Source organism: Vibrio kyushuensis (assembly GCF_050337325.1).
In the GTDB taxonomy this organism is placed as follows: domain Bacteria; phylum Pseudomonadota; class Gammaproteobacteria; order Enterobacterales; family Vibrionaceae; genus Vibrio; species Vibrio kyushuensis.
Genome location: NZ_JAKJSV010000004.1, coordinates 92,293 through 110,449 on the forward strand (window position 1 = coordinate 92,293; position 18,157 = coordinate 110,449).

Here is an 18,157-nt window from a genome sequence, read left to right on the forward strand (position 1 = left end):
TTGTAATGGATTACCTTTAACCAGATTAGATAGCCCAATGCTAAAGGAGAATATTAGGCTGTATAACTATAATGTACGGTCATTACGATAGTTTACAAGGTCACTCATTAGAATAGGTCTAGAAAAGTAATAACCTTGGCCAAGGTTACACTGATATTGATTCAGTTTACGATATTGCTCTAAAGATTCGATTCCTTCTGCGACGACTTTTAACGAATGAGAATCACCAATCGCGATGATCGCTTTAACCAGTGCATCACTTTGTTCGCTAACTAACAGTTTGTCGATAAAACTTCGGTCAATTTTAATTTCCGTTATTGGCAAGTTACATAGGTAGCTTAATGAAGAGAACCCTGTTCCAAAGTCATCCAGAGAAATAGAAAACTGGCATTCGCGGATCTGTTTCAGTATTGGAGTAACGAGTTCCAAATCGTTAATTAACACGTTTTCAGTGATCTCAACGGTAATACGCTTTCTGTCTATGCCGTTTGAATCCACAATCGCAGTGAGTTCTTCGACAAAGCCTTTAGCGATGAGTTGGCTTGGAGAGACGTTAATTGAAAGATCAATACTCTCAGCACTATTTGGATAGTGATCAATAATTTGTTTGCAAGAACGTTCAATGACAAATCGGCCAATTTCATGAATCAACCCAATCTCTTCTGCTTTGCGAATTAGCTCAACGGGTGAAACATGACCTAAGATGGGGTTTTCCCAGCGAATAAGTGCTTCCACGCCTTTAAGGTTGCCACTATTTAGGTCAATTTGAGGTTGATAGACCATATATAGTTCGTCGTTCTTGAGCGCGCAGCGAAGTTCTTTTTCAAGAGAGAGCTCATACTGAACTTGCTGATTTATCGATTCATCGTAGAAAAGAACATGACCTTTTTTACGAGCTTTCGAGGTGTAAAGTGCGGTATCTGCTTTAGCAATAAGATCTTCGGCGTAATGAGCATCTTGAGGGTAAAGAGCGACACCGACACTACAACTCGAAGAGATCACTTTTCCTGAAATGGTGAAATCTTTGGTTAATAGGTCACAAATATCGAGCCCTATTTTTTCAGCATCTAGGACACAGGATAAGTTAGAAAAGCAGAATACAAACTCATCACCGCCAAATCGTGCAACAATATCCTCTTTGCCAAGTAATGTTTCAAACTGAGAGCCAACTTTAGCCAGTAGGCGATCTCCTGTTGAATGACCAAATGCGTCATTAACCTTTTTAAAATCATCCAGATCGACGAACATAATGGCCAAAAAATTTCCATTATCTCGGCTTTTTTCTAGTTGTTGTTCTATGAACTCAATAAGAAATAGTCGGTTGGGTAACTCGGTTAAGCTGTCATGCAGTGCAAGATATTGGAGTTTATCTTTGGTCTCTTCAAGTTCATGGAAGTCTTGTTTAATCTGTTTTTGAAAGCGCATGAAGCGTCGCCCTACGGCATCACCTATAAACCAGGAGAGTGCAGCTAACAACAACGAAGCAACGAGGCTAAAAAAGGTAATTCTTAGAACCTCTTCAGAGTTCTTTCGCTCGATGGAATATTGTCTTCTATCAATAAAGCTCTCTATCTCTTGGGTATAGACACCTGTTCCAACAATCCAGTCCCAGTCAGGAAGGTAGCTAAGATAGCTAAGTTTATCTGGCTCTGTAGTTCCAGCAGGTAGATAGCTTGATCTATAGCTTATAAATCCACCGCCAGTGAGTCCTTTATCAACAATCCTTTTTATATAAAAGTCACCGTTGATATCTTGCGCATCCAATCGCTCAATACCAATAAGTGCTTTGTTCGGGTGAGAAAGCAACACACCCTTACTATTCATAACAAAAACATATCCGCCATTGCCATATAAATAACCGGATATACGATTTAAAAGGCGAGACTTAATGTCTTGCTCTACATCGACAACGTATTCACCTGTGCCAATAAACCAATCAAATGGTTTGAAGTGAGAGACATAACCAATTTTGTCGAATTCCTTATCAACCTGAGCTGGTTTACTCCACCACCAGCGATGAAACCCTTGCTTTTGACTAATAGCGACATTGGAGAGCTCTTGAATTACGTATGCCCCGCGAACATCCTGTAAATCCCATAATGATGTTCCTTCAATATGAGTCAAGATGGGGTGCATGATATTGGTGCCATCAAGCTTGTAGATAAAAAAGTAACCTCGACCATTATTGAAACGTACTTCACGCAGAGCGTCGGTGATCATTTTCGTAACAGTCGACTCGCTAAGCCCCGGGTTTTGTCGGTAGATGTTTTCTGCGATCGATATCGCTTCATCAACCCGATTTTTTATGTCTTGTTTAAGAATGGTTTCGGTATTGGCTTTCTCAAACTCAATCTGCTCTCTGATATTGGTTACTCGGTATTGAATTGCCTCACGTTGTGTCTGGTAAAAATTGTCACGCAGAGATGAGATGTCTTCTCGTAGGGCTGAACGATTGGCAGAGAGAATGATAGTAATTAATATCACTACAAAGATCCCAATGATTATCATTGGAAGATATTTGATCAGGTATAGAAGCTTTCGGTCACCAGTCAAAGACACAACCGTCCTCTTATAAATATGCTTATTGAGTAAAGTGTAGTTAAGCATTTAAGAGTTGGTAGCCGTTAGGTGATTTCATCAAGGGATAACTCGAAGCTAGGAGCAAAGGTATTGAGGAAATAGTCCATTTCATCAGTGCGCCTCTCTCTTAAAGTGACATCCAAGCGTTTTTTAGCTAACGCATATTCATGGTTGCCCGCACTGAGTTCTTCTAAGCATTTTAGGTATGCGCAGATGGTGTCTGCTTGTTTAACTACTGCAGCATCTTCTGGGTGGGCTTCTTGCGTAATGAGGTAGGGGGCAAAGTCCTCGCGAAACTCTTCAGGCAGCATTGAGAGTAGTTTTTGTTCGGCGGCTGCTTCGATTTTTTTATACTCTTTGGCGATCTCTGCATTGTAATACTTAACCGGGGTAGGAAGGTCACCAGTTAGTACTTCGCTTGTGTCGTGATACATACCTAAAATGGCAATGCGCTCTGGGTTGAGTTGCCCGTTAAATTTCTTATTTTTGATGACAGCTAATGCGTGCGCAACGAATCCAACTTGTAGGCTATGCTCTGAGATATTTTCGGTTGAAATAGAGCGCATCAAAGGCCAGCGCTGAATCAGCTTCATACGTGCTAGATGAGCAAAAAAATGGCTCTCTTTTACTGCGGACTTATCTTCCATAGCGTTGACATCCTTAAGTATCACTCTTTCTTAAAGCATAAGCTAAAAGCATAAGTTAAATTGTCTTAAACAAAAATGGACACTCTCTCACTTTATGAGTAATCACTCATATATCAGAAAGTATCCATTAAGAAGCCCTTTCCATGGCTTCAGGTATTATCAGTAAACTAACTACTGGCGATACGTCGTCAGGAAGCGCTCAAAGCGTCCAATAGCGGTTTCTAGGTCTTCTATATGTGGCAGAGTCACAATGCGGAAATGGTCCGGCTTAGGCCAATTGAATCCACTGCCTTGAACGAGTAAGACTTTCTCTTGAATCAAGAAATCGAGCACCATTTTTTGATCATCTTTGATGCTGTATTTCTTGGTGTCAATTTTCGGGAATAGATACATCGCTCCTTTGGGCTTCACACAAGAAACGCCGGGAATTTGGTTGATCAGTTCCCATGCTCTATCACGCTGCTCGAGCAAACGACCACCAGGTAAGATCAACTCGTTGATGCTTTGGTAGCCACCAAGCGCGGTTTGAATTGCGTGTTGCATCGGCACATTGGCACACAAACGCATTGAGGCGAGCATTTCTAAACCGGATATATAACCTGCGGCGGTATGTTTAGGGCCGGTTAAGAACATCCAACCACCACGGAAACCACACACTCGGTAAGCTTTAGATAGACCGTTAAACGTCACAACCAATACGTCTTCTGTCAGTGTCGCGATTGAGGTGTGAGTCGCGCCGTCGTACAAAACCTTGTCATAGATTTCATCGGCAAAAATGATCAGTTTGTGTTTACGGGCAATTTCGATCACTTCAAGCAAGAAGTCTCGGCTATACACTGCGCCAGTTGGGTTGTTTGGGTTAATTAGAACGATACCGCGAGTCTTTGGCCCGATCTTCTTTTTAATATCATCAAGATCTGGATACCAATCAGACTCTTCATCACACATGTAGTGAACGGCTTTACCACCTGACAGCGCAACAGACGCCGTCCAAAGTGGATAGTCTGGTGAAGGTACTAGCATTTCGTCGCCGTTATTTAGCAACGCTTGCATCGCCATAACGATTAACTCAGAGACACCATTGCCAATATAGACATCTTCGACATCAAGAGAGTGGATGCCTTTTTTCTGATAATGCTGAACGACTGCTTTACGAGCAGGGTAGATCCCTTTTGAATCACAGTAGCCTTGAGAAGTAGGAAGGTTACGAATTACATCAACAAGGATTTCGTCTGGGGCGTCAAAACCAAATGGGGCGGGATTGCCAATATTCAGCTTAAGAATTTTATGCCCTTCTTCCTCCATGCGTTTAGCATGTTTGAGTACTGGACCCCTAATGTCGTAGCAGACATTATCGAGTTTTGACGACATCCCGATATTTTCCATTGTACAATCCCTAAAAATGATTCGATTCTATATTTAAAGTATCTCAATTTAGGGTTTGATAGAATTAAAATCTGCCATTTATTTAGCTGATGATTAATCTTTGTACGTTTGTTATCACAGGAATATGTAAAAAATGGGAGACAGCCTTGATTTGAAGGAAGTCTATAAATAAAGTAGCCATCTAATAATAGCAATGTCATCGATATAAGAGGTTGGTTTGTCTCATTTTCATCAAGCTGTTTCTGAACTTATTGAACGTGTAAAGAGCGCCAAAGAGGGCGAAGTACGTCTAGTTCAAGTTCTTGAGGAAAACCCAAATTTTGCTTTTATAGACTGGTTAGAAGCGCAGCCAATTTTTCCAAAATTTTATTGGCAATCAAGAGATACTCGTGAAGAGGTCGTTGCACTTGGCCAATTGTATACTTTTTCTGATCCCGCTCCTGCTTATGCCATATTAGGTGAAGACCAACGCATCTGGGGTGGTCGATCGTTTGATGGTAATACGGAAAAAAACCGCCGCTGCATGCCTTCGTTTTTCTTTTTACCACAGGTTGAGTTGATTCGATTTGATGATACTTGGTCTCTTGCCGCTAATATCACAACAGACAAGCACCGTACTTTGGCAACATTAAACAAATTGAAAGGCGACGTTACCCCACTGCTTCCTTTGTCTTCTCATATCGACAGTGTTAGCCACACACCAAGTAACAGTGAATGGCAATATTTAGTCGATAAGGTACTCGATGGCATCGCCGTTGGTGATTTTAAAAAGGTAGTACTGGCTAGAAAAACCGTACTTCAGCTCGATAAGCCGGTATGCGCTGCTCAATTACTCAAAGCCAGCTACCAAAAAAATCATCACAGTTTTCACTTCTTGATGTCACTTGATCAGAAACACAGCTTCATGGGCTCAACCCCAGAGCGTTTATATTCTCGTTTAGGTCAGGAGCTTCATACAGAAGCGTTAGCGGGTACGATTGGCCGCGGTGTCAATGCAACTCAAGATATGAAATTAGCCAATTGGCTCTCGCAAGATACAAAGAACCTGAATGAAAACCAGTATGTTGTGGATGACATCGTTGATCGGTTAACGCCGCATTCCGAAGATATCTATGTTGAGCAAGATACTCGTTTGGTTAGGCTGCGGAAGGTTCAGCACCTAAAACGAAGTATTCGAGCGCATTTACACAAAGGTACCAATGGTGTTCAGTTGTTAAGTGCCCTCCAGCCTACTGCTGCTGTCGCGGGGTTGCCTCGTAAAGAATCAATCGAATTTATTCGTCAACATGAACCTTTTGCCCGTGGGTGGTATGCGGGTTCGGTTGGCTATGTGAGTCATCAAAAAGCGGAATTTTGTGTTGCTATACGAAGTGCACTTGTACTGAATGATCAAGTTCAGCTATTTGCTGGAGCAGGTATTGTACCGGGTTCGGTCGCGAGTCATGAGTGGCAAGAGTTAGATAAAAAAATGTCTACGTTGCTCTCATTGATTTCAGACAGTACTCCGTTAGGTGTCGCATCATAATGGCTCATCAAGCAGTAATGAATCGAATATGGTGCGAGGTCATATTAGAAGAGCTTACACGTTTTGGTGTTACTGACGTGTGCCTCGCTCCCGGTTCACGGTCAACGCCGCTAACTCTTGAAGCGGATGCGAACTCTAAGCTAAACATACATACCCATTTTGACGAACGTGGTTTAGGATTTTTGGCGTTAGGTTTAGCCAAAGCGAGCAAAAAGCCCATTGCTATTATCGTCACCTCTGGCACCGCGGTTGCTAATTTACTTCCTGCTATAGCTGAAGCGAAATTAACCGGCGAGAAGTTAGTTGTATTGACGGCTGATAGGCCACAACAATTAGTGGGTTGTGGTGCTAATCAAGCCATTGCCCAGCAAGGTATCTTTTCATCGCATGCGAGTGCCGCTCTTAATCTTCCCTGCCCATCGGATAGCGTCAGTTTAAATTGGTTGCTATCGAGTATTGATGAGGTCATGCACCAGCAAAACCAAGTTGGTTCAGCGGTTCATATTAACTGTCCATTCCCTGAACCGCTTTATTCAGTTCACGATAAAAGCATATTTCTTGATTATCTATCGACAATACAAATGTGGCAGAACTCTACACAGCGTTATACACAACAATATTTTGGCCATAATGAGCATTTAGTTCACCCTGATCTTTTTACTAAAAAGGGCATGGTGATTATCGGTAGTGTGAGCTTAGATGAGGCAAACCAAGCGTTGGAACTTGCTTCGACATTAGGCTGGCCGGTGTTGTGTGACCCACAATCTGGTGTGAGCAGTGATTGGGTTCATTATGACTTGTGGCTGCAAATGAAAAGCGAATCAATGGAGCCTCAATCGATTCTGGCTCAATGTGAAGCCGTTGTGCAGTTCGGTTCAAGAGTTATCTCTAAACGACTCAACCACTGGCTTGAGAAACACATATCAGCCACAGGCTGTGACTATTTCTATATTGATCCAAGTACTGTTCGAAATAACCAATCACACTTGAACCAAATTCATTGTGTAGCGAATATTTCGGACTGGGTGCAGACGCAGTTAAAAAGCTTAACCCACCCCAATGTTGAGGCTGGGAATGGTGGCTGGGCTGATGAGCTTAAAGCTCTATCGACAGTGGTAAAGACTGAAGCTCGTAATCAGTTAGAGAGCGGTGATGATCTAACTGAAATTAGTTTGGCCTATTCAATAACGCAGCTTCAACAATCGTTGCCTAAAGAGGTTTCATTCTTCTTTGGGAATAGCCTTTTTGTTCGTCTTGTCGATATGTTTTCATCATTGGAAAAGCGTGACATATTTACGAATAGAGGGGCGTCCGGTATTGATGGTTTGGTTGCCACGTCGGCCGGTGTACAGCGCTCAACACAACAACCAATGATTCTATTTATCGGTGATACGTCGCTGCTTTATGATTTCAATTCATTGGCGTTATTCACTCATCAAGAGACACCCGTTGTGGTTTTGGTTACCAACAATGATGGTGGAGCAATTTTCGATCTACTGCCTGTACCTGAAGCGCAAAAGCAGGCACTTTATCAAATGCCTCATGGCTACCAATTTGAGTATGCAGCTAAGCAATTTGGTTTGGCCTACGATAGCCCAAATACTCTCTCAACTTGTCTTGAAACAATGACAAACCATCTCACTGAAGGGCATGGCGCTTTAATTATTGAAGTTCAAACACCGCCAAATCAGGCCTCCACCCAGCTAAAAGAGTTCTATAAACTTATTCATGCTTCATAGTCATCAGTATAATCGACCGCACACTATAGAAAAACCAACGCTGGTTTTTCTTCATGGGTTGCTTGGTAGTGGCAGTGATTGGCAGCCCTGTATTGATCTTCTTAAGCAATATGCGTGTATTACCCTCGATCTTCCCGGCCATGGTCAAAGTACGAGCATGACGTGCTACGACTTTGATGATTGTTGCGCTATGATTTCCAACACACTGGACTCATTACTTCCCCCTAATCAACCTGTGATTCTAATTGGTTACTCCATGGGTGGAAGAGTCACGATGCACGGTGTTGCTAATCAACACTTTTTATCACTAAACCTTCAGAGTCTGATTATTGAAGGTGGTAACTTTGGTCTTCAGAATCAAAACGATAAACAAGTAAGGCTAGTGAGTGATACTCATTGGGCTAATCGATTCATTCATGAGCCAATTGAGCAGGTGTTAATCGATTGGTATCAGCAAGGTGTTTTTTCTTCACTAAATCATGAGCAAAGACAAATATTAGTACTCAAGCGTAGTGCTAATCTTGGCTCCTCTGTTGCAAATATGCTGCTCGCGACATCATTAGCGAAGCAAGATCATTTGTTAAAAGCGATCAAAGAGCAGAAGACACCAGTGCATTATGTTTGTGGTGAGAGAGACAATAAATTTAGTCAGATTGCTCGTGAAAGTGGTCTGTCATTTAATCAAGTAATCGGTGTTGGGCACAACGTTCATCAAGAGAGCCCGTACGCCTTTGTGCAAATTATAAATGAACATGTGATGTTGAATTTATAACGATGCAAGACATTATGCTCGCTAAAACGAGCGACTAATTGAACAAATGGATATTAAGATGGCAAAAACTGTAGGCATTACCGAAGAAGAACTTTATGCACCTGCCGAATGGCAAGATTGTACTAACGAATACGAAGATATTCAGTATCATAAATCTGCAGATGGCATTGCAAAAATCACGATTGCACGTCCTCAAGTGCATAACGCATTTCGCCCGCAGACCGTAAAAGAGATGATTGATGCATTAGCGAATGCTCGATATGACGAAAAAGTCGGTGTCATTATCTTAACGGGTTTAGGTGAGAAAGCATTTTGCTCTGGGGGCGATCAAAAAGTTCGTGGTAACTATGGTGGCTATCAAGACGATAGCGGTACACACCATCTCAATGTTTTGGATTTCCAGCGTCAAATTCGTACCTGTCCTAAACCGGTTATTGCAGCCGTTGCGGGTTGGGCTGTTGGTGGCGGTCATGTATTACACATGATGTGCGACTTAACGATTGCCGCTGAAAATGCTCAGTTTGGCCAAACAGGACCTAAAGTTGGTTCGTTTGATGGTGGTTGGGGAGCTTCTTACATGGCAAGGATTGTTGGCCAAAAGAAAGCTCGCGAAATTTGGTTCTTATGCCGTTTCTATGATGCACAAGAAGCGCTAGATATGGGCCTTGTGAATACAGTTGTTCCGGTTGAAGACCTCGAGAAAGAGGCGATTCGTTGGTCTCGTGAAACTCTGCAGCATAGTCCAATGGCACTTCGTTGCTTGAAAGCGGCACTCAATGCTGATTGTGATGGTCAAGCTGGCTTGCAAGAGCTAGCGGGCAACGCGACCATGATGTTCTACATGACAGAAGAGGGTCAAGAGGGGCGAAATGCCTTTAATGAAAAGCGTCGACCTGATTTCGATAAGTACCCGCGTAATCCTTAAATAAAAGGTCTGACCAAACTATCTATTGATTAAGTAACCTATACATTGCTTAGGTAAGCTATTGCTCAAGTGATATATAGCCGATAGGCAAAATGCACGAAGTATTGAGGTGCATTTTGTTTATCGAGAAAAGAAATATCGGCATTCTGCGGTCTATTTAAACTGAAGCTTTAGATTAAGTAAGTTAGAGATGAACTTATGACCTGATTAGATGGTCTATGTAGTACTCATGATCGCGCATCAAACAAGCGGAATCTTATATGAAATCAGCCAAACTGTATCGTTATCAATTACCTATGGATAGCGGTGTTATTCTACGAAACCATAAGCTGACCGAGCGTGTTGGCTACGTGGTGGAACTTACCGAAAATGGCCGTACAGGACGCAGTGAGATAGCCCCACTTCTAGGCTTTAGTGTTGAAACAACAGAAGAAGCAGGCATTCAAGCTCAGCAACAGTTAGAAATGTGGGTTTCAGGCCATAGCTTTGACTATGATGAGCTGTATCCGTCTGTCGCATTTGGGCTTTCAATGGCAGAACTTGAACTGTCGGGTGAATTACCGAAAGAAGGTAACTACCGCGCTGCGCCTTTATGCAGCGGAGACCCCGATGAATTGATTCCTGTATTGAGTGCGATGGAAGGAAAGAAAGTTGCGAAAGTAAAAGTGGGTTTATACGAACCTATTCGTGATGGAATGATTGTTAGCTTATTACTAGAGTCTATACCGGACCTATCTCTACGCTTAGACGCAAATCGTTCTTGGTCTTTGGATCAAGCTCAGAAATTTGCAAAATATATAGCGCCATCACTTCGCCAGCGAATTAACTACCTAGAAGAACCTTGTATGGCACCTGGAGATAGTTTTTCTTTGGCTATGGATACAGGAATAGCGATAGCTTGGGATGAAACACTTCAGCATGCCGTGCAAAAACACGACTTTGCTTTAGAAGATCTGACCGGAGCTAAAGCGATTGTTATTAAGCCAACGTTAATTGGTTCGGTTCAGCGTTGTATTGAATTAATCGAAAAAGCAAAAGTACTGAGTATACAAGCCGTTATTAGCTCAAGTATCGAATCTAGCCTTGGCTTAGATCAACTTGCTCGCTTCTCTAAATGGCAACTTCCAGAAGAAGTTCCTGGCTTAGATACGTTAAATTTATTTAAGAGCCAGCTTGAAACACCTTGGCCTGACTCTACTCTACCCATTTCCCGTTTGGATGACCAACAACTGATGTGGCAGTCATAGTGTCAACGACAACGGTATCTATTAAAAAATGGGCTCAAAGGAGCCCATTTTCTTGCGCACTCATTACCCCCGAATATAATTACACTTGGGCTCAATTGACTGGTGAAATTCATCAGTTTTCTGCGCAACTACGATCGCAAGGTGTAAAGCAGGGCGATGTGGTCACCATCGTTGGTAAGAACCAAACAGAATCATTGTTTGTCTATTTAGCTTGCTGTGAGTTAGGTGCAATTACTGCTTTAACGATGCCACAGCCTTGGTCTGCGTTAACTCAAAAACTTAATTGTTTGTACAAACAACAGCAGTCTCGATATCTATGGTTAACCGATGATGTTTGGCTCGGTTTTTCAGAGCAAGAACAGCAGGAGTTAGAAACCAGTTGTAGCTTGCTGGCGTTCGATACGTCAACCAACAGATCCGAAGCTGAGCCTCTTAGTAAAATAAATGCCGATGATATTGCATCAGTCATCTTCACCTCGGGTTCAACTGGCTTACCTAAAGCAGTTGCTCACAGCTTTGCTCAGCACTTTGCTTCAGCTCAAGGGCTGTTGGAAGAATTTAGCTATGGCGTGCCTGATACGTGGCTGTTGAGTTTGCCGATGTATCATGTGTCTGGATTGGCGATCATTTATCGTTGGTTAGCTGCTGGTGGTTGTTTGAAGTTAGGTGTAGGGGATCTGTGCAAAGATATACAAGATGTGACCCATGCTTCACTTGTTGCTACGCAATTAAGTCGATTGATCGCGAGCGACCAGCCTTTGGCGTTATCGAGAGTTCTACTCGGTGGAAGTCATATACCACAAGAATTGACAAAAAAATGTGCGAGTTTCGGTATCGATACATGGCTAGGTTATGGCATGACAGAAGCGGCTTCTACTGTAACCGTCAAACAGATTGATGATAATCCAACAGCAGGAAAATTGTTGCCAAATCGACGCCTAAAAATTGAAGGTAACCGGATCTATATTGGTGGTGAAACCTTAGCAAAAGGCTATTTCTTTCAAGGAAGAATCACAACATTAATTGATCTGGAAGGTTGGTTTGACAGTAAAGATTTGGGGCAATGGGAGGGTGGTGAATTACGTATCATAGGTCGGGCTGATAACCAGTTTATATCTGGTGGTGAGAATATTCACTGTGAAGAAATTGAAGCGCAATTGAATCAACACCCCGATATTGATCAGTCAATCATCATCCCAATTGAAGATAGTGAATTTGGACATCGTCCTGTCGCTATCATTGAAAGCTCTAGACCTATAGATGAACTCGATATTGTGGATTATTTGCAGCATAGATTAGAAAGATTTAAATGGCCTGTTTCATATTATCTTATGCCAGAGGAGATGCTGAATTCCGGTATTAAAGTGTCGCGAAGTGCATTAAAGAGATGGCTAGAAAGCCGAATAAAGTGAAGTGCAGAATCGGTGACTAATCGTTCCTGCACTTCGGGGGGCGTGGTGGAGGTGAGGCCACCACAATTTTAAAAAACGTTACTTTTTTAAAAGCCTTATTAGTTTTGAGTATTAGTTAGCTAGAGCAACTTTCATTTGCTCTGCAACCTTATCAACTTTACCTAGGCCGATGATAACTTGTAATCCACCTTTACCTACTTTCACAACACCGGCCGCACCAAGTTGCTTCAGCTTGTCAGTGTCTGCTACAGAAGAATCTTTAACGGTTAAGCGAAGGCGCGTAATACAGTTATCAACTTCAAGGATGTTCTCTGCACCACCAAGAGCTGCGATGTAGCTTTCCGTTAGAGCCGCTAGGCCTTCTTCAGTCGTACCTGCTTCACCTTCTGCTTCCATCTCTTCACCACGCCCTGGCGTAGGTAGGTTGAATTTAATGATAGCGAAGCGGAATACCGCGTAGTAAATACAGAAGAATACGAGACCTTGTGCAATTAGCATGTACCAGTTAGTTGCTAGTGGGTTTTGGCTTGAAAGTACGAGGTCTACAAAACCTGCAGAGAAGCCAAAGCCTGCCATCCATTCCATGCTTGCTGCTATGTATAGTGAGATACCTGTTAGGATTGCGTGGAAAAGGTACAGTAGTGGCGCTAGGAACATAAAGCTGAATTCTAGAGGTTCAGTGATACCGGTGAAGAATGAAGCTGTAGCCGCTGCAACCATAATTGCGAATACTTGGTTCTTGTTTTTAGCGTCAGCACAGTGATACATAGCAAGCGCTGCACCTGGAAGACCAAACATCATGATAGGGAAAAAGCCCGCTTGGTACATACCCGTTTTACCAGGGATACCTGTACCGGCAGCAATAGACTCTGCGCCGCCAAGGAAGTTAGGGATATCGTTAATACCAACAACGTCAAACCAAAATACAGGGTAAAGAGCGTGGTGCATACCAACAGATAGGAATAGACGGTTGAAGAAACCAAATAGACCAGCACCAATTGCGCCCATACTTTCTAGTTTGATGCCAAGAAGAACTAGTGTGTCGTAGATCGCAGGCCAAACGTAAAGCAGCGCAAATGAAAGTGCCATACCAGCAGCAGACGTTAGGATTGGAACTAAACGCTTACCACTAAAGAATGCGAGTGCTTGTGGAAGTTCAACAGTCGAGTAACGGTTGTAGATTTCAGCAGAAAGAATACCGACAAGAATACCGATAAACTGGTTGTTGATCTTACCAAATGCTGCTGGAACAGCATCCGCATCTACACCGGTTAACTGTGCGACAGCACCTGGTGCGAGTAGCGTTGTCACGACTAAGAACATGACGAAACCGGAAAGTGCTGCAGAACCGTTTTTGTCACGGCTTAGACCAAATGCAACACCAACGGCAAATAGCACAGACATATTGTCAATGATTGCCGCGCCAGATTTAATAAAGAATGCGGCTAGGATACTTTCAGAACCCCACCCAACAGGATCGAGCCAATAGCCAACCCCCATTAGAATAGCTGCAGCAGGTAGCGTAGCAACTGGTACCATCAGCGCCTTACCTACTTTTTGCATATAACCAAGAATATTCATGTATGCCCCTAAGTTTTCTATAGATTGATTTTTTTAATGCGTTCAAACGAATCAAAAGTAGTCATCAATTGATACCGCTTACACTTTTCTGTTCTAGCGTCATTAGAAACTTATTTTTTAATGCAAACAAACGAAATGGATCGTAGTATGGATTAAAATTTTTAATGGGTGACTTGTTGTGGCTAACCATCAATTACTATTGAGAAACTTACATACGTTTAATATTGCAGCTGAGAAGATGAGCTTCACTCTTGCAGCTAAAAAGCTGCATTTAACACAAGGCGCAATAAGCCATAGAATCAAAGTGTTAGAGAGTGAGCTTGGCTTCAGTCTTTTTGTTAGAGGCACTCGACAACTTGAGTTAACAGAGGAGGGCGAGCGATTTCAGAAAACACTGTCTAAGTCGCTAAGTACTATTTTCGGAGAGATTGAAGATATCAATAATGCTGATCTTTATGGACAAATAAACATTGGTACTAGCCCAACTTTTGCAAGTGAATGGCTGATCCCACGCCTAGCTGACTTTAAACAGCGATACCCTAACTTTAATCTCAATTTATTTTCCCAGGAAGAGCAGGACTTTCATAAAAATCAATTAGATATAGCAATCTACTACGGTGATGACGATCTGAAGGATATGTATAGAAATAGACTTTTTGGCGAAAAGTATGTCCCGGTTTGTACACCAGAGTATGCAAAAACCCATCGGATATTTGAAGATGGATTAGACTCTCTTAATCGAATCAACTTCATTCACGCACTGGGTTCTGATGCTTGGCAACGCTGGATTAAACATTTTAATATTGAACTTTACCCTTTCAAACACTTTTATTGTGTTAGCCACCGAGAGATGGGCGTTAAATGTGCCTTAAACAACATCGGTGTAGCGATGGGGCGTCTTCATTTTGTCAAAGGATACCTTGATTCTGGAGAGCTAGTTACGCCTTATTCAGCAATGGATACTGAGCATGGCTATGAATTGATTTGTCCGTTAGGCACTGAAAAGAGGCCAAAAGTAAGGACATTTATCAACTGGATTGAAGGGCAGCTAGACTAAATTAAGTGTGGCGTATGGTTCGATTTAGTTAATTTTGGCATTAAATAGTCCAAAACAGAATTTCACTCTATATAGCGTTAACTCATAATAGAAGGTATGAATTAACGAATTATGCATATAGGCGTAAAATGAAAGCAATATTTTTAGCGAGTACAATCTTAATGATCGCGCTGGCACTCAATAGTGAAGGTTTAGTAAAAGCGCTTGCTGAATTGTTTGCTTTCCTAAGCCTAATTAGCTTTGTGGTTAGTGTTAAGCACAAAAGAAAGGTAGGCGTTAGAGTCGAGGCTGAAGAGTTGTAACCACCTTCAGCCTTTAAAGAGAGTCTTACACGATATTAGAATAGCGTTAGCCATGCTAAAGATGTTGTCGAAATTAACACCCACAAAGTAACCCCAAATAATAACGGCTTTGATCCCGCTGCTTTTAGCTTATCAAGTGAAATCCCACACCCAATCAAAAACAAACACACAACCAGAGTTTGTTTCGCTACTGCAAATACTCCTTGGTAAATGAACTCAAATTGAGGCAGAAGATCGCTGACAACGATTGCCACACAATAGAAAACGATGAAAAGGGGAATCGTTACTTTTTTTGATTCACTACTGAATATAAATGAGCTAATAAGAGCGACAGGTACAATCCACAGTGCTCTAGCCAGTTTCAATGTAGTCGCTGTCGTTAAAGCTTCCTCACCGTAAGCAGAAGCAGCTCCAACAACGGAAGATGTGTCATGAATAGCAATTGCTGCCCAAGTTCCGAAAGTATGTTGGTCAAGCCCAAGAGCGTGCCCTATGACAGGGAAAATAAACAACGCGATAGAATTGAGAACGAAAATAACGGCTAGGGCTAACCCTGTCTTATCATCGTCGGCTTTAATAGCAGGTGATACAGCAGCGATGGCACTTCCTCCACAGATTGCTGTACCTGCTGAAATTAGATACCCCGTTACTTTATCGAGCCCAATCGCTTTGGCAAAAAACCACCCAATGATTAACGTCCCGGCTATAGTCGTAATAATGATGCCAATGCCATTCGAAGTAACGGCTATCGCTTCTTCTAACTGAATACCAAATCCTAAACCCACAATCGAAATTGCTAAGAGCTTTTTCGTCATTTTCCCTATGGCAATGTTTTTAGGTATCAGCCCAAAGCTTGCTAGAAGGAACCCAATAACTAGCGCAGTTGGTGATGAAACGTAGGGCGTCAAACAGAATATGCCAGCAAGCCAAAAAGGAAGTTGATGTTTTAATTGGGTCATAGTGTTGTTCATTGGCGATAAGAGCGTTTAGTGTATAGGAAAAAGAAGATCAGTCAGTCTTAATGTTTTGAACAAGCGTTCACTTTAATTGAACGCTTGCTTCTGCATATAATTTTAGAATCACACGCTAAATATAGCGTATGTTTTATTGGAAGTTGCCACGAAGTTTAGAGACCTTGTCTCTCATGTAATTTGCCGTTGCGTCAGTAGGCTCAACAGGAGGGCCCACTTCAATTTCAATCTTAGACCAAAATCTTCTTGGCAGCCCTTTACATGCACTGCCTTTGTAGCGGCTAAAGTAGCTGCCCCATAAGCCTTTCAGTGCCATTGGGATAACGGGCACAGGGCTGCGTTTGAGTATGATATCCATGCCTCGCATAAACTCTGCGACTTCACCATCCGATGTTAAGCTGCCTTCAGGGAAAATACAGACAATGTGCCCTTCGTTAAGTGACTCCTCAACTTCTTGAAACGCTCGTCGGATTGATGTTTTTCGGCTTGCAGAGATCGGAATCACTCCTGCTCGATTTAAAAAGCCTTTAAGAGGCGGAAGGTTTGCGTACTCTTCTTCCATAACAAAGCGAATCAAACGAGGGCAGACAGCACTAACGAGTAGGGCATCCATGTAGCTAACATGGTTGCAGACAATAAGAGCGCCACCTTTTTTAGGCAGGTGCTGAAGGTTCTTATGCTTAACTCGGTACATCGTGTGGGTCAAAATCCACATTAAAAATCGGATTACAAAAATAGGGACTTGAACGCAAAGATAGATTGAAACCATCAGATTCAATACTGCAAGTAAAGTAAACAGTTGGGGAATGCTAAGTTCAAGAACGCTAAGGAAGATGATGCCTAAGATGGCACTGCCGACCATCAAAAGGGAATTATAGATATTCAAGGCTGCAATGACCTGCGCACGCTCCTTAGGCTGAGCTCTAAGCTGTAACAATGCGTATAGCGGAACAATGAAGATGCCACCTGACGCCCCGAGCAGTAGCAAGTAAATAAATACTGACCAATGCGGTTGGTAAGAAACAAATTCAGAAAAAGTGGTGAAAGAGGGCAATGATTCAGGAATCGCAGCAATCATCAAATAGCCGAAAATGGTAATACCGAGACTACCAAGTGGAACGATACCAACCTCAATCCTATGGTTAGATAGCTTGTCACAAGCCAATGAGCCAATGGCTATGCCTACAGAGAAAAGTGCCAAAAGAAAAGAAACGGCACTTTCCTGTCCGTTGAGGTGCAGCTTAGTAAAGTTTGGAAACTGGGTTAAATAGGTTGCGCCTAAAAACCAGAACCAACTGATCGCCATGATAGATTGGAAAATAACGCGATCTGACTTAGCAATAGCTAATGTTTTTCTTGTTTGCTTGATGGGTTGCCATTTAAATTCTAACTCTGGCGCACTGGCAGGCGCTTCAGGTATTGAGCGACTTGCAAGGTAGCCAATGATTGCAGAAGTGATGACGCAGAAAGCAGCTATGTATTTTGCGCTCTCTGAAGAGGCAATAACACCAGCAGCCAATGTGCCTAATAAAATGGCTAAGAATGTGCCAGTTTCAACTAAAGCATTGCCTGAAACAAGTTCATCAGATTTTAGGTGCTGCGGTAATAAAGCGTATTTTACTGGACCAAAAAATGCCGATTGAGTTCCCATAAGAAAGAGTAAAATCAACAAGATAATATAACTTTCGGTAATAAAACCAACCGCACCTAAGCACATAATGCCAATTTCAAATTGCTTTATGATACGAATCAGTTGGGACTTTTCGTATTTATCCGCAAGCACACCAGCTGTCGCTGAAAAAAGGAAAAATGGCAGGATGAAAAGACCAGCGGCCAAGTTAATAAACAAGTTGCTGGAAAACGGCAAACTCCCTACCGCAGCGAATGCGACAAGGAGCAGTAGGATGTTCTTGAATATGTTGTCGTTAAAAGCGCCAAAAAATTGAGTGATAAAATAGGGTAAAAAGCGCTTTTTAGTCAGTAAAGAAGCCTGAGGATGCTCCGGCATTGCAG

The 18,157-nt window shown here is 42.3% G+C and carries 14 protein-coding genes; 8 read left to right on the plus strand and 6 right to left on the minus strand.

The window, feature by feature from the left end; all coding sequences use genetic code 11:
• Nucleotides 1–66: 66 nt before the first annotated feature.
• The 3 genes from L4D20_RS09615 to L4D20_RS09625 all read right to left on the minus strand — a co-directional run bounded on the left by L4D20_RS09615 (nt 67) and on the right by L4D20_RS09625 (nt 4,613).
• Nucleotides 67–2,484, minus strand: coding sequence for a bifunctional diguanylate cyclase/phosphodiesterase (locus L4D20_RS09615; protein WP_428801360.1), 2,418 nt, complete (start codon nt 2,482–2,484; stop codon nt 67–69).
• Between the two features lie 140 nt (nt 2,485–2,624).
• Nucleotides 2,625–3,227, minus strand: coding sequence for a 5'-deoxynucleotidase (yfbR, locus tag L4D20_RS09620; protein ID WP_428801361.1), 603 nt, complete (start codon nt 3,225–3,227; stop codon nt 2,625–2,627).
• 171 nt (nt 3,228–3,398) lie between these two features.
• The gene (locus L4D20_RS09625; protein ID WP_428801362.1) at nt 3,399–4,613 is read right to left on the minus strand and encodes a pyridoxal phosphate-dependent aminotransferase; all 1,215 of its coding nucleotides are present in this window, start codon (nt 4,611–4,613) and stop codon (nt 3,399–3,401) included.
• 217 nt (nt 4,614–4,830) lie between these two features.
• Here L4D20_RS09625 and L4D20_RS09630 point away from each other — a divergent pair, with 217 nt between their 5' ends.
• The 6 genes from L4D20_RS09630 (at nt 4,831) to menE (ending at nt 12,233) form a co-directional block, all read left to right on the plus strand.
• Nucleotides 4,831–6,138, plus strand: a complete 1,308-nt coding sequence (locus tag L4D20_RS09630; RefSeq protein WP_428801363.1) for an isochorismate synthase — start codon at nt 4,831–4,833, stop codon at nt 6,136–6,138.
• Nucleotides 6,138–7,877 carry a 2-succinyl-5-enolpyruvyl-6-hydroxy-3-cyclohexene-1-carboxylic-acid synthase gene (menD, locus tag L4D20_RS09635; RefSeq protein WP_428801364.1) on the plus strand — a complete coding sequence of 580 codons (1,740 nt, stop codon included), beginning with the start codon at nt 6,138–6,140 and terminating at the stop codon, nt 7,875–7,877. Before L4D20_RS09630 ends, menD begins: the two co-directional genes overlap by 1 nt.
• Entirely contained in the window at nt 7,867–8,649 is a 783-nt protein-coding gene (gene menH, locus L4D20_RS09640; RefSeq protein WP_428801365.1) for a 2-succinyl-6-hydroxy-2,4-cyclohexadiene-1-carboxylate synthase, read from the plus strand. The genes menD and menH overlap by 11 nt, the downstream gene beginning before the upstream one ends.
• A 58-nt stretch (nt 8,650–8,707) precedes the next feature.
• Nucleotides 8,708–9,574: a 1,4-dihydroxy-2-naphthoyl-CoA synthase gene (menB, locus tag L4D20_RS09645; protein ID WP_428801366.1), complete on the plus strand. Its 867-nt coding sequence runs from the start codon at nt 8,708–8,710 to the stop codon at nt 9,572–9,574.
• A gap of 260 nt (nt 9,575–9,834) precedes the next feature.
• A complete protein-coding gene (gene menC, locus L4D20_RS09650) occupies nt 9,835–10,821 on the plus strand; it encodes an o-succinylbenzoate synthase (RefSeq protein ID WP_428801367.1) in 987 nt (328 codons plus the stop codon).
• Nucleotides 10,821–12,233: an o-succinylbenzoate--CoA ligase gene (gene menE / locus L4D20_RS09655; protein WP_428801368.1), complete on the plus strand. Its 1,413-nt coding sequence runs from the start codon at nt 10,821–10,823 to the stop codon at nt 12,231–12,233. The genes menC and menE overlap by 1 nt, the downstream gene beginning before the upstream one ends.
• A gap of 111 nt (nt 12,234–12,344) precedes the next feature.
• Here the strand turns inward: menE and nagE are convergent, their stop codons facing one another.
• Nucleotides 12,345–13,814, minus strand: coding sequence for an N-acetylglucosamine-specific PTS transporter subunit IIBC (gene nagE / locus L4D20_RS09660; protein WP_428801369.1), 1,470 nt, complete (start codon nt 13,812–13,814; stop codon nt 12,345–12,347).
• Nucleotides 13,815–13,992: 178 nt separating this feature from the next.
• Here nagE and L4D20_RS09665 point away from each other — a divergent pair, with 178 nt between their 5' ends.
• Nucleotides 13,993–14,871, plus strand: coding sequence for a LysR substrate-binding domain-containing protein (locus tag L4D20_RS09665; RefSeq protein ID WP_428801370.1), 879 nt, complete (start codon nt 13,993–13,995; stop codon nt 14,869–14,871).
• Between the two features lie 128 nt (nt 14,872–14,999).
• Complete coding sequence (locus tag L4D20_RS09670; RefSeq protein ID WP_428801371.1) at nt 15,000–15,173, plus strand: hypothetical protein; 174 nt, start codon at nt 15,000–15,002, stop codon at nt 15,171–15,173.
• Nucleotides 15,174–15,208: 35 nt separating this feature from the next.
• Here L4D20_RS09670 and L4D20_RS09675 read toward each other — a convergent pair whose 3' ends face one another.
• Together L4D20_RS09675 and L4D20_RS09680 are read right to left on the minus strand one after the other, a co-directional pair.
• Nucleotides 15,209–16,132 (minus strand): YeiH family protein, encoded by a 924-nt coding sequence (locus L4D20_RS09675; protein WP_428801372.1) that lies wholly within the window; start codon nt 16,130–16,132, stop codon nt 15,209–15,211.
• A 145-nt stretch (nt 16,133–16,277) separates the two neighbouring features.
• Nucleotides 16,278–18,152: an MFS transporter gene (locus L4D20_RS09680; protein WP_428801373.1), complete on the minus strand. Its 1,875-nt coding sequence runs from the start codon at nt 18,150–18,152 to the stop codon at nt 16,278–16,280.
• Nucleotides 18,153–18,157 lie beyond the last annotated feature (5 nt).